This window comes from Vibrio sp. 1167, from assembly GCF_033340375.1.
Taxonomy (GTDB): Bacteria; Pseudomonadota; Gammaproteobacteria; order Enterobacterales; family Vibrionaceae; genus Vibrio; species Vibrio alginolyticus.
This window is the reverse complement of sequence record NZ_JAWOWK010000005.1, coordinates 133,922-160,802: the sequence shown is the minus strand read 5'-3', so window position 1 is coordinate 160,802 and position 26,881 is coordinate 133,922. Positions and strand designations below refer to the sequence as shown.

Here is a 26,881-nt window from a genome sequence, read left to right as displayed (position 1 = left end):
TCCTATTTTTTTGTCTCTGTTTTACGTTGTTGTAGCTCTTTTTCCATGAAATCGAGTCGTTCTAGTATTTGCGCTTGTTGGGTTAGGAGCTGCTCGAGCATACGTTCTTTATTGATTGAACTGTGCGTCTGTTGTTTCGTTGGGGCAGTAAGGATAGAGGTGATAAGACCCGAGATCATACCAAAGATACCCACCCCGCAAACAATGATGATGACAGCCAAAAACTTTCCTATGGAGGTCACTGGATAATGATCGCCGTAACCAACCGTTGAGATTGTTACAAATACCCACCACAAAGCATCGGCGCCAGTACGAATATTCGCTTCTGGGTTTTTCGCTTCGATAAACAGCATTGCACTAGAACCGAGTGTTATGAGGATAACCATCAATAGCAGTATAGAGGCGACCGTGGTTTCGCGGCGGTTTTCTTTGAGCTGATGCAAAATGAACTTTGACGAACGCAGTACTAATACCACTCGCATAATATGAAAAATACGAGCAAAGCGCAGGGGCTCTATCAATGGGATGCTCGCCACGAAATCTATCCAATGACGTTTAAGGAATAACCAGCGATCTGTGGACCGGATCAAATCAATGGTGAGCTGTAGTAGAAAAATACTACAGATTATGAAATCCAGACCGATAAGAACTTGACGGGTTTCGTGATCGATCGGGAAAAACAACAAGCCAGAGATCACAAATAGTGCCATAAAAGACAATATTAGTGACAACAGGCCCATCGGTCGTGTGCTGTCTTTGATATCATTGTTTTTCATACGAAGCTCAAAATAAATCGCGTAACCACGCAAAGCGCGAACATAACTATAAGTAATATAAAGATTATAGATAAAGACTATATAAGACTCGGTGGAGAACTGACAATGGAAAAGCTGGCATTTAAGCCATGGGAAAGGGTCATATCCGACATTCGACTGGTGCCTAAAATGGTCATGTTGATGGTCTTCAGTACTGTCCTGATCGTGGCAAAACAACTGTGGGACGCAAACACTTTTTACGACTCACTTTTAGCGGCGACACAAAACGCGCAAGTTGCCCAACAGCATTATGAAGCATATTTAACGCAAGTTGCTTGGCAAACCGCCTTATTGATTGTGGTTTTTGTCGTGCTCTTATTAGCGGCGGCTAGAGTGATGTTGCGTCAAACACAGTATCTGAGCGACGCGATCAAACTGATGGCGAGCAAGAACCTCTCTGTTCCATTTGGTATGGATTGTAAAGATGAATACGGAGACGTGGCACGTGAATTAGAAAAGACACGTCGACAATTGCACGATGTTATTCAAATGCAAATTAATGCGTCTGATGAATTATCAACGCTCACCGAAGTCATGACGCTGAGCATGTCGGAAACGAAGGAATCGGCGCAAGAAGAGTTTAACGAAATTGATCAACTTGCTACGGCGATGAGTGAAATGTCGTCGACGGTCCAAACGGTTGCGGAACATGCCCAGACGGCATCTTCTCTAACAGAGCAAGCTTCCGCACAAGCAATTTCTGGTCAGCAGTTCTTGCAAAGTACAATGGCGAAAATGAGTGAACTTTCGTCGGATATCGCTTCATCGGCACAAGCGGTTAACCAAGTTGAAGAACGTGTTGAAGCCATTGGTAGCGTTGTAGGGACGATTCAAGGCATTTCTGAACAAACCAACCTGCTTGCACTGAATGCGGCGATTGAAGCGGCGCGAGCTGGCGAGGCTGGGCGGGGTTTTGCTGTGGTTGCAGATGAAGTTCGTAACCTTGCCCAACGTACACAACAAGCGACGGTAGAAATTCAAGAGATGATCGCACAGCTGCAAACCAGTGCTGAATCTGCGGTAGAACTCATGGAAAAAAGCGTTGTAGAAGCGGCAGATGGAAACGAGCTGGTTTCTAATGCTGGATCTGAGCTCGATGGTATTGTTGGGCAAGTGACGCAAATCAATGACATGAACTTCCAGATCGCGACGGCGTCTGGTCAGCAAAGCAGTGTTGCAGAAGAGATGAGCCAAAACCTCACCAATGTACGTGAGTTGGTTGAAGCCTCAGTTGTTGTTGTTACCGAGCTGCTAGAAACCTCTGAAATGATGCAAAATAATGCAGGTGAGCTAGACAAGAAGATCAAATCTTTCCAAGTTTAATATTCGATCCCGAACTTTTGATAAAACGCCCACAAACCTTTTGTGGGCGTTTTTATTTGCTTTCAGTCTGGTATAAAGAATGAGTTACCGTGCTTTTCAAACAAGGAAGAAAAATGCAGCTGCCTTCGCCACTGATTTCTATCGCTGAATCTGCCGTACAAAACGCCCAAGACGCAGGTTATTTTCCCCTTTGGCCCGATGAGGTTGCGCAGCAATTTCGTTATGTGGCGGGCTTAAGCCAGTTTATAACTGAAGCCATTCATCGCGATGAAGTCCTAGCCCGTGAGTTGCCAAGTATGTTAGCGCAGCCAAGTCGTCAGGAGTCTTACCGCTCACGCCTTGCTGAACTGTTGGAACAATGTCCTGATGAGATGTCTGGTCATCGCGTATTGCGTCAGTTTCGCAATCGAGAAATGGTGTACATTGCGTGGAAGGATTTCACGCATGCATGGTCTCTAGAGACGTCTTTAAGCCACTTATCTGAGTTGGCAGAAGCGATGATTTTTGAAACCTATCAATGGCAATATCAAGTGTGTTGTCAGGAGTGGGGCACGCCAACAAGTGAGGACGGTGAAGTGCAGCCGATGTTAATTATCGGCATGGGGAAACTGGGTGGTGGCGAGCTAAACTTTTCTTCCGATATTGATCTAATTTTCACGTATCCAGAGAATGGCGAAACCCAAGGCGCACGCCGCAGCATTGCCAATGCCCAGTTCTTTACTCGTCTTGGTCAACGCATCATCAAAGCGCTCGACCAACAAACCTTCGATGGTTTTTGCTACCGCGTCGACATGCGACTTCGCCCATTTGGAGAAAGTGGCCCCTTGGTAATGAGCTATGCCGCACTTGAAGATTATTACCAAGAGCAGGGGCGAGATTGGGAACGTTACGCGATGATCAAAGCTCGGGTGATGGGATGTGAGATGTACCCGCAGTATCAAGAGCTACGCCAAATGCTGCGCCCTTTTGTTTTTCGTCGTTATATTGATTTCAGTGCGATTCAATCTTTGCGTCGAATGAAGTCGATGATCAGTAGCGAGGTTCGCCGCCGAGGGTTGAATAACAACATTAAGCTAGGTGCGGGTGGCATTCGAGAAATTGAATTTATCGCTCAAGTTTTTCAATTGATTCGAGGTGGTCGAGAACCTTCTTTACGTAATCGAGGGCTGTTGGAAACGCTGCAAGGCATTGAAGAACTGGCATTGCTTACTCCACAAGAAGTCAGCGATCTAGAAGCCGCATACAAGTACTTGCGTCAATTAGAAAACTTGTTGCAAGCAATGGCGGATAAGCAAACCCAGACGCTGCCTGATTGCGAAACCGAACGCTTAAAGCTCGCCACCGCGATGAAAATGAGCTGTTGGGAGCAATTGATTGAGCAAACCCAGCAGCATATGGCAAATGTTCACCAAGTTTTTGAATCACTAATTGGTGATGATGAAGAAGACGAGGGGACTACCGTTGCTCGTCATTTTCATGAGCTATGGGATATGGCCGACAAACAAGATGTTCTTGAGCATATCTTGCAGCAGGATATTCAGATTGAAGACTTTGCTTCATGCGCGAAAACCATCATCAACTTTAAAACCGATCTGGCCAAAAAAACGTTAGGCCCACGTGGACGCGAAGTGCTCAATCGTTTGATGCCGAAAGTGTTTGATGCGGTCTTTGCCCATCCTGATGCACAGTTTGGTTTATCTCGTGTACTTCACTTGCTACACAACATCTGCACTCGCACGACTTACTTGGAATTATTGGATGAGCATCCAGCGGCTCTGGTGCAGCTCGTACGTTTGTGTACCGCAAGCCCAATGATTTCAGAGCAGCTGTCTCGTTATCCTATCTTGCTTGATGAGTTGATCGACCCTGCGCAGCTGTACAATCCCATTCCATTAGACAGTTACCGTACAGAGCTACGTGATTATTTGGCGCGTATTCCTGAAGATGATATGGAACAGCAAATGGAAGCGTTGCGTCAGTTTAAGCAAATTTGTATTTTGCGTATTGCAGCGGCAGATATTGCTGGCGCATTGCCAGTGATGAAAGTGAGTGACCATTTAACTTATTTAGCGGAAGCTATCGTTGATGCGGTGATCAGTCAGGCTTGGTTGCAAGTGTCTGAAAAGTACGGCGAGCCAACGCATGTGAAAGATCGTGAAGGTAAAGGCTTTGCTGTAATTGGCTATGGTAAAGTCGGAGGGTGGGAGCTCGGCTATAACTCCGATTTGGATATTGTCTTCATGCATGACTGCCCCGTCAATGTCTACACTGACGGCAAGAAAGAGATTGATGGTCGTCAGTTCTACCTTCGTTTAGCACAGCGTATCATTCATATTTTCTCCACTCGCACCGCTTCCGGTATTTTATACGAGGTCGATACCCGATTGCGTCCGTCCGGTGCATCGGGTTTGTTGGTTAGCCCAACAGACGCGTTCGACGACTACCAACATCAAGACGCGTGGACATGGGAACATCAAGCACTTGTCCGCGCGCGCATGATTTATGGTGATGAACCACTGGCAATTGCATTTCACAATACGCGGCATGATGTGTTGTGCAAAGCACGCGATCAAGCTGAACTGAAAAAAGACGTTGTCGAAATGAGAGAAAAAATGCGCGGTCATCTTGGGGGGAAAAAGCCAGGCCGCTTTATGCTCAAGCAAGATGTAGGTGGGATTACCGATATCGAATTTCTCGCTCAGTACCTAGTGCTCAACTATAGTCACGATAAGCCGAAATTGACGCGTTGGTGTGATAATGTGCGCATCTTTGAAACGCTCATTGCGCAAGATGTTATGGACGAAGACCAAGCAATGCAGTTGATACGTGCTTACACGACAATGCGCAACGAAATACACCGCCGAAATCTACTCAATTTAGACGCTGATGTGGTGGAAGATAAGTTTGTTGCCGAAAGGGAGTGGGTAAAACAGGCTTGGAATCAGTGGTTCAGTTAAGACCATATATTTAGCCTCGATAAGGGCTGTGATAAACTCACTTCGATTTAATTTTTGGAGACCAACAATGAAACCAATTCTACCTGATTACAACAGCGCTGGTGTGCTCATCATCGGTGATGTCATGCTAGATCGTTACTGGTATGGCCCAACCGGGCGCATTTCTCCTGAAGCGCCGGTTCCTGTTGTAAAAGTAGAAAACAATGAAGAGCGTCCTGGTGGTGCTGCGAACGTTGCGATGAACATCGCATCACTAGGTGGCCATGCTCACATTGTTGGTCTAACTGGGGAAGATGAGCCTGCAAAAGTGCTGACGGAGACGCTGAGCTCACTCAATGTGAAGTGCGATTTCGTTGCACTGCCTGATTACCCAACGATTACGAAGCTTCGCGTAATGAGCCGTGGACAACAGCTTATTCGTCTCGACTTCGAAGACAAGTTTGAAAACACAGATTCTGCACCTGTGCTATCACGTATGGATGCCGCACTGCCAAACGTTAAAGCCGTGATTATGTCTGACTACGCAAAAGGTTCGTTAGAGCATGTTCAGGCATACATTCAAAAAGCGCGCGCAGCAAATATTCCGGTTTTCATTGACCCGAAAGGTGCGGATTTTGAACGCTACCGTGGCGCAACACTTCTTACGCCAAACATGAAAGAGTTCGAAGACGTTGTAGGTAAAGTGAAATCTGACCAAGAGCTAGTAGAGAAAGCACTGGCTTTGGTTGAAGAGTTTGAATTTGAAGCGCTTTTAGTGACACGCAGCGAAAACGGAATGACCTTGATTCGTCGTGGCCAGGAACCGTTCCACCTTCCAACTCAAGCGAAAGAAGTGTACGACGTGACAGGTGCAGGCGACACGGTTATCTCTGTATTGGCAGCGTCTGTTGCCGCAGGCAAATCATTTGAAGAAGCGTGTGCACTAGCAAACGCAGCGGCAGGTGTTGTGGTTGGAAAACTAGGCACGTCAACGCTTTCTGAGATTGAATTAGCAGAAGCGGTACATGGCAGCCAAGACACGGATTACGGTGTTATTTCAGAAAAAGCACTGATCGAAGCTGTGAAAAAAGCACGTGCTCGTGGCGAGAAAGTCGTTATGACAAATGGCTGCTTTGATATTCTACACGCTGGCCATGTGTCTTACTTAAACCATGCTGCTGAACTGGGCGATCGCCTAATCGTTGCGGTAAATACCGATGAGTCAGTAAAACGCCTTAAAGGCCCTGGTCGTCCGGTAAACCCAACCGATCGCCGCATGGCGGTGTTGGCAGGTTTGGGCGCTGTGGATTGGGTTGTACCATTTAGTGAAGATACGCCGCAGCGTTTGATCTCAGAAGTTCTACCAAGCTTGCTAGTAAAAGGCGGTGACTACAAACCAGAAGAGATTGCTGGTGGTAAAGAAGTCATTGCGGCGGGTGGTGAAGTTCGTGTATTGAACTTTGAAGATGGCTGCTCGACCAGTGAAATCATTAATGCAATCAAAGGCGGTAAGGGCTAAGGCTGCTGTTTGTTAGCATTGAAATGCTATTTGCTCATAAAGGTCGCTAAGTGCGGCCTTTTTGATACTTGTAGTTCAGAGGCACTTTTAAGCTCTGAACTACAAGTAATAAAAAACGCCAGCTGATAACTCAACTGGCGTTTTTTATTTATTAAGACCTGAAGTATTCAGTTCGCGGTTATTTTGCCGCTTTCAAACCTGCATCAACGTCCAAGATGTCTTGTTCGCTTAGCGTACCAACTGCTTGGCGTAGCTGAAGAACACTTAAAATGTAGTCGTAACGAGCGTTCGATAGGTTTTTGTTCGCATCGTATAGACGACGAGTCGCGTCCAGTACATCAACGATAGTACGAGTACCTACATCAAAGCCAGCTTCTGTTGCTTCTAGTGCAGAGCGTGCAGAAATAACCGCTTGCTCATACGCACGTAATGCGCCGATAGAGGCGTTAATGTTGTTGTTTTGTGCGCGAACATCTTTGACTACGCTACGGTACTGTGCTTCAAGATCTTCGCTTGCTGCCACGTACGCGTATTCAGCTTGTTTGGTTTGAGAGGTTACGTTACCACCTGTGTATAGCGGTACAGCAAGGTTCACACCAATATTGAAGTTGTCTGTCGTGTTGTCACGAGAGCTATGAGAAGTATCACCGTAGTTGTAACCACCGTCTAGAGAGAGCGTTGGTAGGTGGCCAGAGCTTGCTAGTGAAATATTGTCACGCGCAATGTCTTGAAGAATACGTGATGATAGCAAGGTCAGGTTTTTGGTTTTTGCTTCATCAATGAGCGATTCAGCTGGTACGGTCGATGGGCTAGCAGTGAAGCGGCCAGTGTCCAAAATGTTGAGATCTTTGTGCTCTTGGCCTGTAATTTCACGCAGTGACTCGTAGCTATTAGTTAGCGCGTTTTCTGCCAACACTTCGTCCGCTAGCACTTGGTCGTACTGAGCTTGTGCGTCATGCACGTCAGTGATTGCAGACAAACCTACTTCAAAACGCTGTTTAGTTTGCTCAAGTTGACGGCCAACCGCGGCTTTTTCTGCACGTACGAAAACAAGATTATCTTGTGCGCGTAGAACTTCAAAATACGCTTGTGACACGCGAAGAATCAGTGCCTGTTGCGTCGCTGCGTAAGTTGCGTCTGCTTGGCGAGCACTTTTCTCAGCAGTATCTAGAGAGATCCAAGATGCGCGGTTGTAAAGTGCTTGTGAAAAGCTAACGCCAGCGGTTAGCGCGTTGCCATCGTTTGATACGTCACTAATTAGATTTGAATCGTATTCAGTATCACCACGAGTTAAATTGTAACCCGCAGTAAGGTTGATCTGTGGTAATAGAGCACTACGGCTTGAGGTGATTGCTTCGAAAGCTTGGTCACGTTGTGCTGCTACACTGAGCAATTGTGGATCATTTTGTTTTGCCAAGTCGTAGATTTCAGCCAAAGAGTCTGCGAACGCAGACGTACTCATGCTACCTAGCGCTGCACTGATAAATAGTGGAAGCAATTTTTTCATTTTCTATTCCCGCGGTCCATAGATTGGTTAATTCTCAGTAGTTTAACTCAATTTGCACGATATTTACTCTAAAGTTTGCACTTTTTTACACGTAATTATCCGCTTGTGCAATAAATTTTTAGCGAAGACTTAAATTAATTTGTAACTATTATACAAAAAGTTGAGCCAAGTCCTTTGAGCAAGCGAATAACAATGAGTAAACTACAGGATTCACTCAGAGAGGTGTTGAATGCAACAGCGTGACAAACAACAAGATTTTACTTCGCGAGATGTAAAAGTCATCTCGAAAGAAACCTTATTTGAAGGTTTTTTCAAAATGGTGAAATACCGCTTTCAGCATAGGCTATTTGCTGGTGGTTGGAGTGGAGTTGTCGAACGAGAAATGTTCGAGCGTGGTCACGCAGCAGCGATGCTTCCTTATGATCCAAAGACGGACCAGGTCGTAATCATTGAACAGATTCGTATTGGCGCGTTGGAACATGAACACCCTTGGCAGCTAGAAATTGTCGCCGGTATGATTGACCGCGATGAATCAGCTGAAGCCGTAATTCGTCGAGAGGCTGTCGAAGAAGCGGGGATTCAGGTGGGGCGCGTTATACCTGTCACTTCTTATTATCCTTCGGCTGGTGGTTGCTCGGAAAAGCTAGACGTCTTTGTTGGTGAAGTGGATGCGTCTAAAGCGCACGGCATTCATGGTTTAGACTATGAGAATGAAGATATCCGAGTTCATGTCATGAGTCGTGAAACGGCGTATCAATGGGTGAAGGACGGGAAATTTGAAAATGGTGCGTCGATTATTGCGTTGCAATGGCTGCAATTACACCATCAAGAGTTAAAGTCAGAATGGGGACAATCCCAAACGGTGGAGAGTGAGTAATGGCACAATTGGCTGAAAAACAACAATATCATGTTGATTTAGCTGGTCTTATGAGAACCTATGAGACCAACTACGCTAAATTGAATGCCTTATTGCCTGCTTCTGCTGAAGTTGGGGATGTACGTTGCTACCAAGCGGCGAACATGGTTTACCAATTGACCGTGAATGAAATCACAAAATACACCACAGTTGTTGAGATATGTCAGAGTGATGAAACGCCAGTGTTTCCTTTACCGACGATGTCTGTCAGGCTTTATCATGATGCGAGAGTAGCCGAAGTATGCTCAAGCGGAGAGTTCTCTCGCATAAAAGCTAAGTATGATTATCCCAATGACCAACTGATGCAGAAAGATGAAAAGCATCAATTAAACACATTCCTCGGTGAATGGCTGACGTTTTGTTTACGAAGTGGTATCAGTAGAACACCACTTGCCTTCAATTGATCGTCACGTCACTAAAGGAAAATAACAAATAACGATATAGTGGACGAATCAGGTTTTCATTTTGCAATCATCTAGTGACAGCATCAAACTTTTACAAATTACGGATACTCATCTGTTTGCTGCCGATGAGGGAAGTTTGCTAAGCGTAAAAACAGTCGATAGCTTCAATGCTGTTGTTGCTGATGTTTTACGCCGCAACGTGGCGTTTGATTACATCTTGGCGACGGGGGATATTTCCCAAGACCATAGTGCAGAATCTTATCAGCGCTTTGCCAACGGCATTGAACCGCTAGAGAAAGACTGTTTTTGGCTACCTGGTAATCATGATTACAAGCCTAATATGGGCAGTGTTTTGCCTTCGCCACAAATCAAAGCCGCAGAGCATGTATTGCTTGGCGAGCATTGGCAGTTAATTCTTTTAGACTCGCAAGTGGTTGGCGTTCCTCATGGGCGCTTGAGTGATCAGCAATTAACGCTACTCGAAGAAAAGCTAGCCGAACACCCAGAAAGACACACACTTGTTTTGTTGCATCATCACCCGTTACTGGTGGGAAGCGCGTGGCTTGATCAACATACTTTAAAAGATGCCGAAGCGTTTTGGCAGGTTGTCGAGCGTTTTGATAACGTGAAAGGCATTCTCTGTGGCCATGTTCATCAAGATATGAATGTGCTTCACAAGGGTATTCGAGTGATGGCAACACCCTCAACTTGTGTTCAGTTTAAGCCTAACTCGGATGATTTTGCCCTTGATACCACTTCGCCTGGTTGGCGGGAGCTGCAACTACACGCTTGTGGCGATATTACGACCCAAGTAGGTCGGCTTCCTGATGGCCAGTTCCAACCAGACTTCTCTTCTAACGGCTACTAACGCGCCCGAGCTCTCTGTTCGGGCTCGCTTTTTTGTGCGAGATATCTATGAGTAAACCTTCACTTCTTCTCTATATCCATGGCTTTAATAGCTCTCCACTCTCCATGAAAGCGAATGTGATGAGAGCCTACTGCGAGCAACATAGGCCTGATATTAAGGTGATTGTTCCCCAGTTACCTTGTTATCCTCAGCAAGCGGCGAAAATGTTGTCGGATATTATCGAGCAATATAAAGACGACTATAAAATTGGTCTAGTGGGCAGCTCATTAGGCGGTTTTATGTCAACGTGGCTAAATGACAAGTTTGGGTTTAAAGCGGTAGTGGTCAACCCCGCAGTCAAGCCTTATGAGTTGCTAGTAGATTATTTGGGTAAGCAAACTAACCCATATACGCATGAAACCTATACACTTGAAGCTTGTCATATTGACGAGTTAAAAGCTCTTGATGTACAAAGCATCGCGTCGCCACATTCTTTTTGGTTATTGCAACAAACAGAAGATGAGGTTTTAGACTATCGACAAGCGGTAGATAAGTTTGCAGACGCTAAGCAAACAGTAGAACAAGGCGGTGATCACAGTTTTGTAGGCTTTGAGCGTTATCCTGCACAGATTATCGAATTTCTAGAACTGTAATTCGAAAGCGATTGGAAAAGGCTCATAGTTTTTATTGATATATCCAACCGTTTCTTGACATGGGCGGTATGCTTTCCGACTATGTTTTGCCAAAAGATCTTAAGGGTCGAGGACCCTGGCTACTTTGTTATGCATCATGTTTACAAACTCTTAGTGATGTGAACAGGGTGGCTTTTTCGTTTCCTGAGTATGGGTACGCCCATTGGTGATACTCAGGCAACAAGTAAACTTTGAGAATAATTCCGTATTATGACTGAACAATATAATGCTGGTGCCATTGAAGTACTGAATGGCTTAGAGCCAGTACGTCGCCGACCAGGGATGTATACGGATACAGCGCGCCCAAACCATTTGGGCCAAGAAGTTATCGACAACAGTGTCGATGAAGCGCTAGCCGGACATGCCTCAAAAGTACAAGTCATCCTACATGCTGACCAATCACTCGAAGTGATCGATGATGGTCGAGGCATGCCTGTTGATATCCACCCAGAAGAGAAAGTATCAGGCGTAGAGCTAATTCTATGTAAGCTACATGCGGGTGGTAAGTTCTCTAACAAAAACTACCAATTCTCTGGTGGTTTGCACGGGGTAGGTATATCTGTAGTAAACGCGTTGTCAAAACGCGTTGAAGTAACAGTTCGTCGTGATGGTCAAGTGTATGAAATTGCATTTGAACACGGCGAGAAAGTGTCTGATCTGACCGTAACTGGCACATGTGGTCGTCGCAATCGCGGTACCAGCGTGCATTTCTGGCCTGATGCGAAGTACTTCGATTCGGCTAACTTCTCTGTGACGCGCCTAGTCAACAACCTCCGCGCAAAAGCGGTTTTGTGCCCGGGCTTAGAAATCACATTAACCGACAAAGTTAATGGCAAAGACTATAAGTGGTACTACGAAGACGGTCTTAAAGACTATCTTGCGGAAGGTGTAAAAGGCTATCCAGTTATTCCTGAAGAACCATTTACTGGTGAGTTCTTGGCGGATACTGAAGCGGCAAACTGGGCGGTAATTTGGCAGCCAGAAGGCGGTGAGATGATCACCGAAAGCTACGTTAACCTGATCCCAACCGCTCAAGGTGGTACGCACGTTAATGGTTTACGCCAAGGCTTGTTGGAAGCGATGCGCGAATTCTGTGAGTTCCGTAATCTATTACCTCGTGGTGTGAAGCTAACGGGTGATGACGTTTTCGACCGCTGTTCTTACGTGCTGTCGGTTAAAATTCAAGATCCACAATTTGCAGGCCAGACCAAGGAACGTCTCTCTTCTCGTCAAACCGCGGCATTTGTCTCTGGCGTTGTAAAAGATGCGTTCAGTCTTTGGTTGAACGAAAAGCCTCAGCTCGCAGAGCAATTGGCAGAAGTCTGTATCGCTAACGCGCACCGTCGTATGAGAGCGGCGAAAAAAGTCGTACGTAAGAAAGTAGCGTCCGGCCCGGCACTGCCAGGTAAGTTGACCGACTGTTCTGCACAGGACTTAAGTCGCACGGAAATCTTCTTTGTGGAGGGTGACTCTGCGGGTGGCTCGGCAAAACAGGCACGTGACCGTGAATTCCAAGCTGTGATGCCACTGCGTGGTAAGATCTTGAACACGTGGGAAGTCTCTGCCGATCAAGTTCTTGCGTCTCAAGAAGTACACGATATCTCTGTTGCTTTGGGTATTGACCCAGATAGCGACAACCTCGAGAGTCTTCGTTACGGTAAGATCTGTATCCTTGCCGATGCGGACTCGGATGGTCTTCACATCGCAACGCTGCTTTGTGCTCTATTTACTCGTCACTTCCGCGCACTAGTGGAAGCGGGTCATATCTATGTGGCGATGCCGCCTCTGTATCGAATCGACTGCGGGAAAGAAGTGTTCTACGCCCTCGATGACGATGAAAAAGATGGCATTTTAGAGCGCTTGTCGAAGAAGAAAGCCAAAATCAACGTGCAACGATTCAAAGGTCTGGGTGAGATGAACCCACTTCAGTTGCGTGAAACCACCATGGATCCGAACACGCGTCGCTTAGTGCAGTTAACCATTGACGACTCTACGGCGACCATGGAAATGATGGACATGCTGCTAGGTAAAAAGCGTGCAGATGACCGTCGTTCTTGGCTACAAAACAACGGCGACTTGGCAGAGGTGTAACGGATGTCTACAGAAATTACCTACGATGGCGTCGAACAATTGCCAATGCGCAAGTTCACTGAAGACGCTTATCTGAACTACTCGATGTACGTAATCATGGACCGCGCCTTGCCATACATTGGTGATGGCTTAAAGCCGGTTCAACGACGCATCATTTATGCGATGTCAGAGCTTGGTCTCTCTGCATCAGCAAAATACAAAAAATCTGCACGTACCGTTGGTGACGTGCTAGGTAAATACCATCCGCACGGTGATTCAGCGTGTTACGAAGCGATGGTATTGATGGCTCAGCCATTCTCTTACCGCTATCCATTAGTGGATGGTCAAGGTAACTGGGGTGCGCCAGATGATCCGAAATCATTTGCGGCAATGCGTTATACCGAAGCAAAACTGTCTAAGTTTGCTGAAGTATTGCTTGGCGAACTTGGCCAGGGCACGGTTGAATGGCAACCTAACTTTGATGGCACAATGAAAGAGCCACAAATGTTGCCAGCACGTCTGCCTCACATCCTGCTTAACGGTGTAACCGGCATTGCCGTTGGTATGGCAACAGACATCCCACCGCACAACGTTCGTGAAATCGCAGATGCGACTATTCATTTGATCGACAACCCGAAAGCAGAACTGCCGGACGTGATGCAGTATGTCAAAGGTCCAGATTACCCAACAGAAGCAGAAATTATCTCGCCGCAAGCGGATATCGAGAAGATTTACCGCAACGGTCGTGGCAGCATCAAAATGCGCGCGGTTTGGCATAAAGAAGGTTCTGATATTGTTATCACTTCTTTGCCTCACCAAGTATCGGGTGCCAAACTGCTTGAGCAAATCGCTAACCAGATGCGTGCGAAGAAGCTGCCAATGGTTGACGATCTTCGTGACGAATCGGATCACGAGAACCCTACGCGTATTGTTGTCGTGCCTAAGTCAAACCGCGTCGATTGTGACTTGTTGATGAACCATTTGTTCGCATCAACGGATCTTGAGCGCAGTTACCGCGTTAACTTGAACATGATTGGTTTGGATAACCGTCCTCAAGTTAAAGGTCTGGTGCAAATTCTGTCTGAGTGGATCGAGTTTCGTCGTACGACTGTGCGTCGTCGTTTACAACACCGCCTAGACAAAGTCATGGCTCGTCTACACATCTTGGAAGGTTTGTTGGTTGCTTACCTCAACCTAGATGAAGTGATTGAGATCATCCGTACTGAAGACGATCCAAAAGCGGTGCTGATGGAACGCTTTGGTATTACCGATATCCAAGCGGATGCAATTTTAGATACCAAACTTCGTCATCTAGCAAAACTAGAAGAGATGAAGATCCGTGGTGAGCAAGACGAGCTAGAGAAAGAGCGTGAGAAGCTAGAACAGCTACTCGGTTCTGAGCGTCGTCTGAACACACTACTGAAAAAAGAAATCAAAGCAGATGCAGAGAAATACGGTGATGACCGTCGTTCTCCAATGGTTGAGCGTGCAGAAGCAAAAGCGCTGACTGAACGTGACCTCGTACCAAGTGAGCCAATCACGGTTGTGCTTTCTGAGAAAGGTTGGATTCGTCACGCGAAAGGCCATGACGTGGATGCCGAAGGCTTAAACTATAAGTCGGGTGATAAGTATTTAGCGCATGCTCGAGGTAAGAGTAATCAGCCTGCGGTATTCCTAGGTAGTGACGGTCGAAGTTACTCTCTGGAATCGCACTCACTGCCTTCTGCTCGTAGTCAAGGTGAGCCGATTACCGGTCGCTTGAATATTACGGCTGGTAGCAGTATTCGCCAAGTCATCATGAGTGAAGAAGATCAGCTGTGGCTGGTGGGTTCAGATGCAGGTTACGGCTTTGTATGTAAAGGTGCGGACTTGCTGTCTAAAAACCGCAGTGGTAAAGCGCTCGTCACTTTACCTGCCAACTCTGAGATCATGACGCCAAAAGAGATTGAAGATTTAGACTCTGATGAAATCTTAGCAATCACTAACCAAGGTCGCATGCTGCTGTTCCCAATCAAAGACTTGCCACAACTGGCGAAAGGTAAAGGGAATAAGATCATCAACATTCCTGCTGCTAAAGCAAAAGAGCGAGAAGAAGTACTATCTCACTTAATGTCTTTACCAAAAGGTGCATCGTTAACGCTGTACGCGGGTAAGCGAAAGTTGGGTCTTAAACCGTCTGATCTTGATAACTTCCGTGGCGAACGTGGTCGCCGAGGTGGGTTATTACCGAGAGGTTTGCAGCGAGTCACTCGCATTGAAGTTGAGCTAGATGATTCCGATACGACGGAAACACCGAGCGATAGCGAGTAACGCACAAATAAAAATCCCAGCCAATGGCTGGGATTTTTTATGCTTCTTGCTTGTCTTCGGCAATGGTGACTTTCAAGGTCATCTCTTTTCCTTTGCGAATGATACCGACGTCCACGGTGGTGCCAGGACGTAAATCGGTGACGATATCCATAACGCTCTGACGCCCTTGCACTTTATTGCCATCAATGCTGATAATGATGTCCTGCTTTTGGAAGCCTGCCGCATTGGCTGGACCATTTGGATCAATACCAAGTACGACAATACCACCTATGTGTTCATTTCCAAGTAGGCGAGCAGTGACCGCATTAATGTCTTGGCCGTCGATTCCAATATAACCACGAATCACGCGGCCATCAGCGATGATTTTCTGCATGATCTTACTCGCTAGCGGCGCAGGGATCGCAAAAGAAATACCGTAAGTTTCTAAGTCTGTCGCTTGCTGAAAAGAGGCGGTGTTAATGCCGACGAGCTCGCCTTGTGTGTTCACTAGGGCTCCACCAGAGTTACCTTCATTGATGGCGGCATCGGTTTGAATGAATGCTTGACGACCGTCGCTAATAGATGAACGACCTGTGGCAGAAATAATGCCGAACGTTGTGGTTTGTCCAAGGTTGTATGGGTTACCGATGGCTAGTACTACGTCGCCCACTTGTGGTTTGTAATTAGAGTTCAGAGGGATTACGGGCAAATTCGAACCTTCGACACGCAGCACGGCTATATCAGTACGTTTGTCTGTCCCTACGAGCTGAGCCGCTGCGGCTCTGCCGTCTTGTAATGCCACAACAATTTGATCAGCTTGAGCAACCACATGATAGTTAGTAATGATGTAGCCTTTCTCACTAACAATGACACCTGACCCCAGGCCTTGAGTCGAGAGTTTACTGCGATCATTCTCAACATACTTACGACTGTAGATGTTTACCACTGCAGGCGCTGCTCTTCGGACCGCTTGATTAAACGTCAACTCGACTGATGCGATATTAACAGGTTGAGGATCAAGCGCGGCAGGAATTACGTTGTTGCGCAAAGATGGAACCGCCAGTAATACCACTGCGGCAGTAGCCAAGCCTAAAAAGACAGAACGTAATAAAAAGCTGAGCATATCCTCTCCATGCGTGAGCGCCAAAATGGCATCGAAGATGAAGAATAGCATTACATTGAAAAATAACAAAAGGGCAGCACGTCATCGCGCTGCCCTTTTCATTAGTTATTGAGCGATAAGGAAAAGTGATCGAGCCTTATCACTCAGCATTATGCATCGAAAACCTTATTTTCTATCACTTTGAAAGTGGTTAACGAATGACAAGATAAATAGTACGTTCACCACGTTGAATATTAAGAGCCAGTACACCTTTGTGTTTCTCTACGATTGTACGAAGCTCGGCAAGGTTTTTCACTCGTTGACGGTTCACACCGATAATAATGTCACCTTGTTGTAATTGATATTGAGCAGCCGGAGAGTTATCTGCAACGCTCGATACTTTAACACCTTGGATTACATCACTTGGTGTTGTATTGCTTAATTCCGCACCTTTGAGTCCCTCATGTAATGTCTCCGCTTTAGCTTTCATATTCGTAGATTCGCCAAGCGTTACATCAAAGGTTTTATTCTTACCATCTCGAACCACACCTAATGTGATTTCTTTACCTGCGCCCAGTGTTGCCACTTTTGCGCGGAGCTCTGAGAAAGTATTAATCGCTTTGCCGTTCACCGATACAATTACGTCACCGGCTTTTAACCCTGCTTTATCGGCTGCGCTGTCCGGTACGACTTGACCAATAAAGGCCCCTTTACTCGACTCGTAACCCAATGCATCAGCTAGCTCAGAGGTTACTTCGCCACCTTGCACACCCAACATGCCGCGTTTGACTTCACCAAACTCTAGAATTTGATCAGTGAGGTTTTTCATCATGTTTGATGGAATCGCAAAGCCAATACCCACATTACCGCCGTTAGGGCCTAAAATCGCAGTATTAATACCGATCAGCTCACCATTAAGGTTGACCAATGCACCACCAGAGTTACCGCTGTTAATTGCGGCATCGGTTTGGATGAAGTTTTCGAAGTTTTCAACGTTTAAGCCACTACGACCAAGGGCTGAAACAATACCCGAAGTCACAGTTTGACCGAGTCCAAATGGGTTACCAATCGCAACCGTAAAGTCACCGACACGCAGTTTGTCGGAATCCGCGACTTTAATCTGCGTTAAGTTTTTCGCTTTCTCTAATTTAAGTAACGCAACATCGGCCATTTCATCACCGCCAACGAGCGTAGCGTCATACTCGCGCCCGTCAAAGAGGCGAACTCGAATCTCATCTGCCCCCTTGATCACATGGTAGTTAGTGACAATATGGCCTTTCTTCGCATCAATAATGACACCAGACCCTAAACCTCTGAACGGGCGCTCTCGCCTTTGTTCCATAGGAAAGTCTGGGCCAAAGAAAAATTGAAATTGCTCGGGAATGCGACTGGTTTGTACTTGTTTACCTTCTACAGCAATACTCACAACAGCTGGGGTCACCTTCTCAAGCATTGGTGCCAAGCTAGGTAACTGTTGGCCATCCACATTCAAAGGTAATGCGGCAGTGGCTTGAACTGGGGCAATAATCGACCCCAAACTCAGAGATAGAACGGTGAGCGCAAGCAGTGGTTTTTTCATCCAATAACTCCTCTTGAAACATGTCTGCCAAAAAGAAATATCCGAACGGTTAGTTCACTTTGTTAATAACTAATATAGGGTCTAGTTCGGACAATCAAAAGGGGAGGCAGTGCACATCCAAGTTAGAGCGAAGGTGAGGTGAAAAAGTTCAAAAAAGGGCCGATACAAATGTATCGGCCCTAGATAGAAGTAAGAGAGGATTATGATGCTTTTGCGGTTACCGCTTCGGGAGCATTAATGATTTCTTTCTCTTGATCCTTCAAAAGACCGGTGGCGCCATTAGCGTAGTCTTTTGGTTGTTCGTTAAACTCTGGTTGATCTTCTGCAATGGTTTCAGACGACATTGCCGTTTTCTTATCAAACGGGTTGTCTTGTTCTGGTAAGTTTGGCAAAAGCTCAGAAGAGGTCTTGGCCATATGTTGGTATAGCTTGGTGTAATCTTTACCTAGGGTGTCCAACATTTCTGCGGTTTGTGCAAAATGATCGACGAGCTCTTGACGTTGTTGCTCTAATTCAAACTTGGCCGCTTCAAGTTCTTTCTGCACAGACTTTTGTTTCTTGTATTCAGGGGTGGTTAGTCTACTAATGACTACGCCTACGATTGTACCGACCAGCAAACCCACAATGGCATAAATCCAAGGCATAACTGCTCCTTATAGTTGTTTTAACAAGTCTTTTACTACTTAGTTACACGCGGTGCTCGTCCATGTTACTATGGCTTGAACAGCCGATAAAGAAAAATAGCAGTATGTCTTCGGGGACTGATAACTACTTCTCTCTATTCTCAAAGTTGACCCCGAGGTAACCCTTTTCTCTATACCTCTATACGACTTAATACGATGACACCACTACAACAATATCAAAAAGACATAGCAGAACACGGATTTCAGCGTGATGAAGCTCAGTATCAAGCGGTCGTTGCATTAGACAAGCTTTACCATGCTATCGTTGAATTTCAGTCAGCGCCTGTGCCTCAGCTTTCCAAATGGCAAAAGCTAATGGGGAAAAAAATCGACAAGCCTGAACCACCAAAAGGCCTTTACTTTTGGGGTGGGGTAGGTCGCGGTAAAACCTACCTTATGGACGCATTTTTTGATGCTTTACCGACCCAAAGAAAAATGCGCGTCCACTTCCATCGATTTATGTATCGAGTACATGATGAGTTGAAGCTGTTAGGTGATGTCGAAAATCCTCTATCAAAAGTGGCGGATAAATTTAAAGAAGAAGCAGATGTGGTTTGTTTTGATGAATTTTTTGTTTCCGACATTACTGATGCGATGCTCCTTGCAACGCTACTTCAAGAAATGTTCAAGCGGCAGATGATCCTAGTCGCGACTTCAAACATTGAGCCGCAGAACTTATATCGTAACGGTTTGCAAAGAGCGCGCTTTTTGCCCGCGATCGATATGATTTTGGCACGTTGTGAAGTGTTGAATGTCGATAGTGGCGTTGATTATCGCTTAAGAACGTTAGAACAGGCTGAAATATACCATTACCCGCTTGATGAGCAGGCTAGCATAAACCTTAACAAATATTATCAGCAGCTGACTGGAGAGCGTCAGTTTGTTGCTCATCAAATCGAAGTTAACCACCGTCAACTAGCGGTGATTGAAGCAAGCGACGGGGTGCTGCATGCGTCGTTTGCTCAGTTGTGTCAAACTGCTCGCAGTCAAAATGACTACATTGAATTGTCTCGTATTTACCACACGGTATTACTGGCAGATGTTCAACAAATGAACCGAAAAATAGATGATGCGGCGAGACGCTTTATCGCGCTGGTCGATGAGTTTTACGAGCGCAATGTTAAGTTGATTATTTCTGCTGAAGTGCCAATGGCCGATTTATATACTGACGGGCAGTTAGAGTTCGAATTTAAGCGCTGTTTGTCTCGGCTTACTGAGATGCAAAGTCATGAGTATCTCGCGCGTGAACATTTGGCCTAGATCCAATGGGTTCTTAAAAAGTGAAGAAAAAATTAGTGATTTGGCGCAAAAAAAGGTGATTTTTTCTTCGCTCTTCTCTATAATCCTGCGACCCACCGTTACTGCAGACCTGATTATCGAAGTTATTTCGAAATTGAAGGTCGAGAGTACCAACGACTCGAAGGGGTGATGACTGGGCTCTTAGACAGTGTGGGAGCACTATTGGGTGTTCCTTTAAAGTTTAAAATTTAATTAACGGGTTATTGTTAGCATGAAAACTTTCGTTGCTAAACCAGAAACTGTAAAACGCGACTGGTACGTTGTAGACGCTGAAGGTAAAACTCTTGGCCGTCTAGCAAGTGAAATTGCATCTCGCCTACGTGGCAAACATAAAGCTGAATACACTCCTCACGTTGACACTGGTGATTACATCATCGTTATCAACGCTGAGAAAGTTGCTGTAACTGGTAACAAAGCTAAGAACAAAGTGTACTACCGTCACTCTGAATTCCCAGGTGGTCTAAAATCTATCACTTTTGAAAAGTTGATCGATCGTAAACCTGAGATGGCTCTTGAGCTTGCAGTTAAAGGCATGCTTCCACGTGGTCCTCTAGGCCGTGCTATGTACCGTAAGCTAAAAGTTTACGCGGGCGCTGAGCACAACCATGTTGCTCAACAACCACAAGTACTAGACATCTAATTGGGGATTTCGAAAATGGCAGAGAATCAATACTACGGCACTGGCCGTCGCAAAAGCTCAGCTGCACGTGTTTTCATTAAACCAGGCAGCGGTAACATTGTAGTAAACAAGCGTAACCTTGACGAATACTTCGGTCGTCCAACAGCACGTATGGTTGTACAACAACCTCTAGAGCTAGTTGAACTAACTGAAAAGCTAGACCTTTACGTAACAGTTAAAGGCGGCGGTATTTCTGGTCAAGCTGGTGCTATCCGTCACGGTATCACTCGCGCGCTTATGGAATACGATGAGTCTCTACGTCCTGCTCTACGCGCAGCTGGCTACGTTACTCGTGACGCTCGTTGCGTTGAACGTAAGAAAGTTGGTCTACGTAAAGCACGTCGTCGTCCACAGTTCTCTAAGCGTTAATTTCCTCTTATCGGGAATTATGCTTTCAGAGTTACTCTGGAAACTGTGTACCAAAAGCTCGGCTCTATGCCGGGCTTTTTTGTATTTAAAGCAACGAACAGCCTTCACTTATCATCACACTCCGAGCAGGCCTTCTTATTCGTCCTCTTCGTCGAAAGGTTGCCAGTGCCGTTTTATATCTGTGCCTTATTTAATCGCGACTCACCACGCTTTCTCTTGCGATGCAGCATAGATGTATTCATCAGCAAGAATGTCTTTGTATCTTATTCTTCCTGTAACATGTTTTAAAATGACTTACGCTCCTTTTTGAGCATTCTGCGTGCTACAAAATTGAAAATATAAACACAGTAAGCTGAACGCGTAATACGAAATATTTCTCTGTGTAATTAACTGAAAACTACCAAGATAAAAGGTTTTATCTGCTTTCAGCGGGGCTTCTATGTGGTGCTTTCTTGTTACAAATCACATCAATTTTTTATAATTCTGCCGCTTTTGTGACGACGCGAGCGATTTGCCTCACAAATGTTACAAAAAGGTAGCTTTATCTTGTCAAAAAGTAGGGTTTTCTTTATCATTTCCCTCCAATAAATAGAACTAAATTCATTATTTGTTAGCCATGCTCTTATAAGCGGAATAATAACGATCCAAAGGGAGCAAATGGGAGAATGTTTGGATGAGCAACGCGCCTTTAAATAACGGTCGCAGGCGTTTTCTAACCGCTACAACGGCAGTTGTTGGTGGGTTAGGGGCAGTCGCCGTCGCCGTGCCTTTTATCAAATCATGGAATCCGAGTGCTAAAGCCAAAGCGGCGGGCGCACCGGTGGAAGTGGATATAAGTAAAATTGAACCAGGTCAGCTGGTTCGTGTTGAGTGGCAGGGAAAACCTGTATGGATTGTTCGCCGCACTCAAAGCGTTCTGGATAACTTAAAATCGATCGGTGATAAGCTTCGCGATCCACAATCTGAAATGGAGCAGCAGCCTGAGTACGCTCAGAATGAGTTTCGTTCGATTAAGGAAGAGTTTTTCGTCGCAGTTGGTTTCTGTACCCACTTAGGTTGTTCACCAACCTATCTACCTGACTCTTTCTCAGAGCAGGTGCAGGGCGTAAGATCTGGCTTCTTCTGTCCTTGTCATGGTTCTAAGTTCGACATGGCTGGTCGAGTGTTCCAAGGAGTACCTGCTCCGTTGAACCTTGTCGTTCCTAAGCACATGTATTTGAGCGATACCAAGCTCATTGTGGGTGTTGATGAGGGAGATGCATAATGCAAGCAATGTTAGATTGGGTTGAAAAGCGTATTCCTGCAATGAATGCTTATAAAAAGCATTTGTCTGAATACCCAATGCCTAAGAACTTCAACTTTTGGTACCTTTTCGGTTCTCTGGCGATGCTGGTTCTTGTTAACCAAATCCTAACGGGTATTTGGCTAACGATGAACTATGTTCCTTCAGGTGACGGTGCATTTGCGTCTATCGAATACATTATGCGTGATGTAGAGTACGGTTGGCTTCTGCGTTACATGCATTCCACTGGCGCGTCAGCGTTTTTCGTTGTTGTGTATCTTCACATGTTCCGTGGTTTGATCTACGGTTCATACCAAAAACCTCGTGAACTATTGTGGATCTTCGGTATGTTGATCTTTCTTGTTCTCATGGCTGAAGCGTTCATGGGTTACCTACTTCCATGGGGTCAGATGTCATACTGGGGTGCACAGGTAATCATTTCCCTGTTTGGTGCTATTCCTGTTATCGGTGATGACCTAACGCTTTGGATTCGTGGTGACTACATCATCTCTGGTGCAACGCTAAACCGTTTCTTCGCACTACACGTTATTGCCCTGCCTATTGTTTTGCTTCTTCTTGTTGTTCTGCACGTATTGGCGCTGCACGAAGTAGGCTCAAACAACCCGGATGGTATCGAAACTAAGCTGCCAAAAGGCTCAATGGGCGACGATTACAAAACGCAATTCAAGTTCCACGATTACTATACGAAGAAATATGACATCATTGATTCGATTCCTTTCCATCCGTACGGCACGGTTAAGGACTTGGTCGGTGTCGCTGGTTTCTTGTTCTTCTTCTGTTACGTGCTGTTCTTTAACCCAGAAATGGGTGGGTACTTCCTTGAGCCGCCTAACTTTGAAGCTGCAAACCCACTGAAGACACCAGAGCATATTGCTCCGGTATGGTACTTCACGCCGTTCTACGCAATCTTACGTGCGGTTCCAGACAAACTATTAGGTGTTATCCTAATGGGCGCGTCAATTGCAGTGCTGTTTGTTCTACCTTGGTTGGATCGTTGTAAAGTTCGTTCATACCGTTACCGTAGCAAACTTCATCTATTGAATATTGTACAGTTCACTATCGCCTTTATCGCTCTGGGCATTTTAGGTGCGTTACCTGCGACACCAACGTACACACTACTATCTCAGATCTTTAGCTTGTGTTACTTCATGTTCTTTGTGTTGCTGTTCTTCTACAGCAAAAATGAAGCAACCAAACCATTACCAGAGAGGGTGACATTCAAATGAAGAAGTGGATTGTAATTCTATTTGCTATGTTGCCATCACTAGCGATGGCAGCTGGGGCCAATGTTCCGCTGGATAAAGCGAATGTTGACCTTACGGATAAAGCTTCGCTACAAAACGGCGCGAAGTTGTTCATGAACTACTGTTTTGCTTGTCACTCTACGCAATACCAGCGTTACGAGCGTGTAGCAACAGACTTGGAAATTCCAACAGACTTAATGAAAGAAAACCTGATTTTCAATCCTGAAGCGAAAATCGGTGATCTAATGGTCAATGCTATGCCACCGAAGCAAGCGGCAAACTGGTTTGGTGCTCCACCACCAGATCTTACGTTGGTTGCACGAGTTCGTGGTGCTGATTGGTTATACACTTACTTACGCTCTTTCTATGTTGATCCATCTCGTCCATTCGGCGTGAACAACATCGTCTTCCCGAGTGTTGGTATGCCGCATGTACTTGAAGAGCTACAGGGCATCCCGACGCCGATTTACGATACGAAAATCGTAGATGGCGAAGAAGTACAAGTTGTTGTTGGTACTGAAACCGATGGCACGGGTGAGCTGAGTGAAGGCGAATATGACAAAGCGGTTGGCGATCTCGTTAACTTCTTAGTTTATTCAGGTGACCCAGTGCAGCTTGAGCGTCATGCTTTAGGCTGGTGGGTAATGGGCTTCTTAGTGCTTCTAACCATCGTTGTTGTGATGCTCAAGAAAGAGTATTGGCGCGATGTGCATTAATTGTGCTAAAATACCGTGCTAATTCCCAATTTTAATTGATGTACAATGGAGGCTTAGCCTCCATTGTTTTTATTTGTAAGTGTACTGGAGGGCTCCATGGCTGTAGCTGCCAATAAACGTTCTGTGATGACTCTTTTCTCAAGTGCATCAGATTTGTATAGCCATCAGGTTCGCATTGTACTAGCTGAAAAAGGCGTAAGTGTTGAAGTTGAGCTTGTTGACGAAGCAAACCTTCCTGCTGAGCTTGTTGAGCTAAACCCATATAAATCAGTGCCAACTCTTGTTGACCGTGAGCTAGCTCTTTACGATTCAAAAATCATCATGGAGTACTTGGACGAGCGTTTCCCTCATCCACCTCTAATGCCGGTTTACCCTGTTGCTCGTGGCAACAGCCGCTTGATGATGTACCGTATCGAACGCAACTGGTATTCACTCGCTGAAAAAGTGATGAAAGGTAATGCGGAAGAATCAGAAAAAGCACGCACAAAGCTGCGTAATGATCTTCTGACGTTAGCGCCAATTTTTGCTGAATATGAGTACTTCATGAGCGAAGAATTCAGCTTGATCGATTGTTACCTAGCTCCACTATTGTGGCGTTTGCCTCAACTTGGTATCGATCTTGTTGGCCCTGGTTCAAAAGAAATCAAGGTATACATGAACCGCGTATTTGAACGTGATTCGTTCCTTGCTTCTTTGACTGAAGCTGAACGTGAAATGCGCCTAGTTCGCTAAGCGATTTAAAACACGTTATGGATATTGCAAAAATGACTGCTCGCCGCCCGTATATGCTTCGCGCATTTTACGACTGGTTAGTAGACAATGACTTGACTCCTCACTTGGTTGTGGATGCAACAATGCCAGGGGTGCGTGTCCCGGTTGAATTTATTCAAGATGGTCAAATTATTTTGAATATTGCGCCACGTGCAGTGGGTAATCTTGAGTTAGGTAATGATGCGATTACCTTCCATGCTCGCTTTAGCGGTCGTCCGCACTCAGTGATCGTGCCTGTGTATGCTGTTCAAGCTATTTATGCACGTGAGAATGGTGCTGGTACTATGTTTGAACCAGAAGAAGCGTACACTCACATCGAAGAAGAAGCGATGACCGAGGAAGAATCATCCCCATCGTTCACAACGGTTAGCGATGAGCCTTCTGAGTTAGTTTCTGATTCAGATGCCGAAGAGGACGATGCTCCTCGACCAAAAGGCAAACCAAGCTTAAGAGTGATTAAATAATAAAAAAGCAGCGTTACGCTGCTTTTTTCTTTTTAACTTGTTGAAGATGATTTCAAGCCAGACTTTGGAAATTACTCACTAATCGTAAAGACTTCGACGTTCTTTTCACTTTCTGTACTTGCCTCACTTTCTATTGTTTGTACACCGTCACTCGGTAAGTCTACTTCAACAGGCTCCATTTCGCCGTATTGGAACCCTTTAATGACTTGTTTTACGCCTGAGATATTACGCGCGATTTCTGTCGCTCGATCGCCTTGCTCTGGCGTGACATAACCAAACAGAAAAACGTCGCCATCTTCGGTGATCACTTTAACCTTAACACCATTAAGCTCAGAATCAGTAAGCAAAGCTGACTTTACTTTGGTTGTGATCCAGCTGTCATTGCTAATCTGGGTAACAGTGAGTGGCTCTTTTTGTTTGATTTGATTGTGTATGACTTTTACACCACTAACTTCTCGAGCCCTTCGCTCTAAAGCAAGGATAAGGTCTTGTGTCGGAGCTTGTCCCATAAGGACTACAGTCCCATTATATGAACTGGCAACGACACGAACTTCACCTTTAAACGGTGCTTTATTGCCGATCGCCGCAACTTCGAATTCGATGTTATTGTCCTGCCAGATTTGTTTTGTCGTGCGTGTGTCCGTGACAATATTCGCTGTGGTTGCTGCACCTGCGATAAACAAACCTGCGCAACCACTTAAACTCAATGCTGTTAATAAGATAACAAGGCTACGTATCATAATTCTGACTCTCAGTCTTGGTTACTCTTCGTGAGCAGGGAAAAGCACTTGGTCAATAAGATCACAAAGGCAATGGAGTGTTACCATATGTACTTCGTGAATACGTGCAGTGCGGTGTGATGGAATACGAATTTCGACGTCGTTCTCACCGAGCAGTCCTGCCATCTCTCCGCCATCTTTTCCTGTTAGCGCGATAATCGTCATGTCTCGAGTTACGGCTGCTTCCATCGCTTTGATAATATTTTTACTGTTACCGCTAGTCGACATGGCAAGCAAAATGTCGCCTGGTTGACCAAACGCTCGTACCTGTTTTGAGAAGATTTCCTGGTAGTGGTAATCGTTGGCCACTGCGGTTAGGGTGGTATTATCGGCGGTTAAGGCCATTGCTGGTAGGCTAGGGCGCTCAGTTTCAAAACGGTTTAAAAGACAAGAAACAAATTGTTGAGCGTTTGAAGCACTGCCGCCATTACCACAACATAAAATTTTATTGCCATTAAGCAGGCTCGACACCATCGCTTGAGCTGCATGAGTAATGGCATCAGGCAGCGCCTCTGCTGCTGCGATTTGAATTTGAATACTTTCTGTAAAGCTGTCTTTAATGCTGTCTAGCATCG

General features: G+C 45.6%; 24 protein-coding genes. 17 read left to right on the top strand and 7 right to left on the bottom strand.

The features are described from left to right. Window positions 1-2 precede the first annotated feature (2 nt). Window positions 3-776, bottom strand: coding sequence for a potassium channel family protein (locus R7Z78_RS12710; RefSeq protein ID WP_025768395.1), 774 nt, complete (start codon window positions 774-776; stop codon window positions 3-5). A 105-nt stretch (window positions 777-881) separates the two neighbouring features. On the opposite strand from R7Z78_RS12710, the gene R7Z78_RS12705 reads away from it, so the two are divergent. The 3 genes from R7Z78_RS12705 to hldE all read left to right on the top strand — a co-directional run bounded on the left by R7Z78_RS12705 (window position 882) and on the right by hldE (window position 6,593). Continuing rightward, complete coding sequence (locus R7Z78_RS12705; protein ID WP_005379890.1) at window positions 882-2,138, top strand: methyl-accepting chemotaxis protein; 1,257 nt, start codon at window positions 882-884, stop codon at window positions 2,136-2,138. 113 nt (window positions 2,139-2,251) lie between these two features. After that, window positions 2,252-5,095, top strand: a complete 2,844-nt coding sequence (gene glnE / locus R7Z78_RS12700; RefSeq protein ID WP_064368976.1) for a bifunctional [glutamate--ammonia ligase]-adenylyl-L-tyrosine phosphorylase/[glutamate--ammonia-ligase] adenylyltransferase — start codon at window positions 2,252-2,254, stop codon at window positions 5,093-5,095. Between the two features lie 67 nt (window positions 5,096-5,162). After that, window positions 5,163-6,593 carry a bifunctional D-glycero-beta-D-manno-heptose-7-phosphate kinase/D-glycero-beta-D-manno-heptose 1-phosphate adenylyltransferase HldE gene (gene hldE, locus R7Z78_RS12695; RefSeq protein WP_017633601.1) on the top strand — a complete coding sequence of 477 codons (1,431 nt, stop codon included), beginning with the start codon at window positions 5,163-5,165 and terminating at the stop codon, window positions 6,591-6,593. 178 nt (window positions 6,594-6,771) lie between these two features. On the opposite strand, the gene tolC is transcribed toward hldE, so the two are convergent. Next, on the bottom strand, window positions 6,772-8,100 hold the full coding sequence (gene tolC, locus R7Z78_RS12690) for an outer membrane channel protein TolC (RefSeq protein ID WP_005379884.1): 1,329 nt from the start codon (window positions 8,098-8,100) through the stop codon (window positions 6,772-6,774). A 229-nt stretch (window positions 8,101-8,329) separates the two neighbouring features. Between tolC and nudF the strand changes: the two genes are divergently transcribed. The 6 genes from nudF to parC all read left to right on the top strand — a co-directional run bounded on the left by nudF (window position 8,330) and on the right by parC (window position 15,339). Further along, the gene (gene nudF, locus R7Z78_RS12685; RefSeq protein ID WP_104975845.1) at window positions 8,330-8,977 is read left to right on the top strand and encodes an ADP-ribose diphosphatase; all 648 of its coding nucleotides are present in this window, start codon (window positions 8,330-8,332) and stop codon (window positions 8,975-8,977) included. Further along, a complete protein-coding gene (locus R7Z78_RS12680) occupies window positions 8,977-9,420 on the top strand; it encodes a DUF1249 family protein (RefSeq protein ID WP_017633603.1) in 444 nt (147 codons plus the stop codon). Before nudF ends, R7Z78_RS12680 begins: the two co-directional genes overlap by 1 nt. Before the next feature lie 61 nt (window positions 9,421-9,481). Next, a complete protein-coding gene (cpdA, locus tag R7Z78_RS12675; RefSeq protein ID WP_005387419.1) occupies window positions 9,482-10,288 on the top strand; it encodes a 3',5'-cyclic-AMP phosphodiesterase in 807 nt (268 codons plus the stop codon). A gap of 47 nt (window positions 10,289-10,335) precedes the next feature. Next, entirely contained in the window at window positions 10,336-10,920 is a 585-nt protein-coding gene (yqiA, locus tag R7Z78_RS12670; RefSeq protein ID WP_104975846.1) for an esterase YqiA, read from the top strand. 249 nt (window positions 10,921-11,169) lie between these two features. Further along, window positions 11,170-13,050 (top strand): DNA topoisomerase IV subunit B, encoded by a 1,881-nt coding sequence (gene parE / locus R7Z78_RS12665; protein ID WP_005387417.1) that lies wholly within the window; start codon window positions 11,170-11,172, stop codon window positions 13,048-13,050. Window positions 13,051-13,053: 3 nt separating this feature from the next. Further along, entirely contained in the window at window positions 13,054-15,339 is a 2,286-nt protein-coding gene (gene parC, locus R7Z78_RS12660) for a DNA topoisomerase IV subunit A (protein WP_017633605.1), read from the top strand. 37 nt (window positions 15,340-15,376) lie between these two features. Here the strand turns inward: parC and degS are convergent, their stop codons facing one another. From degS to zapG, 3 genes are all read right to left on the bottom strand, one after another. Then, a complete protein-coding gene (gene degS, locus R7Z78_RS12655; RefSeq protein ID WP_017633606.1) occupies window positions 15,377-16,441 on the bottom strand; it encodes an outer membrane-stress sensor serine endopeptidase DegS in 1,065 nt (354 codons plus the stop codon). Between the two features lie 190 nt (window positions 16,442-16,631). Then, the gene (locus tag R7Z78_RS12650) at window positions 16,632-17,999 is read right to left on the bottom strand and encodes a Do family serine endopeptidase (RefSeq protein WP_025768400.1); all 1,368 of its coding nucleotides are present in this window, start codon (window positions 17,997-17,999) and stop codon (window positions 16,632-16,634) included. A gap of 200 nt (window positions 18,000-18,199) precedes the next feature. Next, window positions 18,200-18,643: a Z-ring associated protein ZapG gene (zapG, locus tag R7Z78_RS12645; RefSeq protein WP_005379861.1), complete on the bottom strand. Its 444-nt coding sequence runs from the start codon at window positions 18,641-18,643 to the stop codon at window positions 18,200-18,202. A 195-nt stretch (window positions 18,644-18,838) separates the two neighbouring features. On the opposite strand from zapG, the gene zapE reads away from it, so the two are divergent. The 8 genes from zapE to sspB all read left to right on the top strand — a co-directional run bounded on the left by zapE (window position 18,839) and on the right by sspB (window position 25,527). Then, a complete protein-coding gene (gene zapE / locus R7Z78_RS12640) occupies window positions 18,839-19,942 on the top strand; it encodes a cell division protein ZapE (RefSeq protein WP_104975847.1) in 1,104 nt (367 codons plus the stop codon). 250 nt (window positions 19,943-20,192) lie between these two features. After that, window positions 20,193-20,621, top strand: coding sequence for a 50S ribosomal protein L13 (gene rplM, locus R7Z78_RS12635; protein ID WP_005372872.1), 429 nt, complete (start codon window positions 20,193-20,195; stop codon window positions 20,619-20,621). A gap of 15 nt (window positions 20,622-20,636) precedes the next feature. Further along, complete coding sequence (gene rpsI, locus R7Z78_RS12630) at window positions 20,637-21,029, top strand: 30S ribosomal protein S9 (RefSeq protein WP_005372876.1); 393 nt, start codon at window positions 20,637-20,639, stop codon at window positions 21,027-21,029. A 673-nt stretch (window positions 21,030-21,702) separates the two neighbouring features. Then, window positions 21,703-22,293, top strand: a complete 591-nt coding sequence (gene petA / locus R7Z78_RS12625) for a ubiquinol-cytochrome c reductase iron-sulfur subunit (protein WP_005372877.1) — start codon at window positions 21,703-21,705, stop codon at window positions 22,291-22,293. Continuing rightward, the gene (locus R7Z78_RS12620) at window positions 22,293-23,558 is read left to right on the top strand and encodes a cytochrome b (protein ID WP_005372880.1); all 1,266 of its coding nucleotides are present in this window, start codon (window positions 22,293-22,295) and stop codon (window positions 23,556-23,558) included. Before petA ends, R7Z78_RS12620 begins: the two co-directional genes overlap by 1 nt. Beyond that, window positions 23,555-24,292, top strand: a complete 738-nt coding sequence (locus R7Z78_RS12615; protein WP_005372881.1) for a cytochrome c1 — start codon at window positions 23,555-23,557, stop codon at window positions 24,290-24,292. The genes R7Z78_RS12620 and R7Z78_RS12615 overlap by 4 nt, the downstream gene beginning before the upstream one ends. Window positions 24,293-24,388: 96 nt before the next feature. Then, complete coding sequence (gene sspA, locus R7Z78_RS12610; RefSeq protein ID WP_005372897.1) at window positions 24,389-25,024, top strand: stringent starvation protein SspA; 636 nt, start codon at window positions 24,389-24,391, stop codon at window positions 25,022-25,024. A 17-nt stretch (window positions 25,025-25,041) separates the two neighbouring features. Then, on the top strand, window positions 25,042-25,527 hold the full coding sequence (gene sspB / locus R7Z78_RS12605) for a ClpXP protease specificity-enhancing factor (protein ID WP_005387408.1): 486 nt from the start codon (window positions 25,042-25,044) through the stop codon (window positions 25,525-25,527). A 71-nt stretch (window positions 25,528-25,598) separates the two neighbouring features. On the opposite strand, the gene R7Z78_RS12600 is transcribed toward sspB, so the two are convergent. Together R7Z78_RS12600 and R7Z78_RS12595 are read right to left on the bottom strand one after the other, a co-directional pair. Then, the gene (locus R7Z78_RS12600; protein WP_005387407.1) at window positions 25,599-26,267 is read right to left on the bottom strand and encodes a BON domain-containing protein; all 669 of its coding nucleotides are present in this window, start codon (window positions 26,265-26,267) and stop codon (window positions 25,599-25,601) included. 21 nt (window positions 26,268-26,288) lie between these two features. Continuing rightward, on the bottom strand, window positions 26,289-26,879 hold the full coding sequence (locus R7Z78_RS12595) for a phosphoheptose isomerase (protein WP_005372901.1): 591 nt from the start codon (window positions 26,877-26,879) through the stop codon (window positions 26,289-26,291). Between the last annotated feature and the right edge of the window lie 2 nt (window positions 26,880-26,881).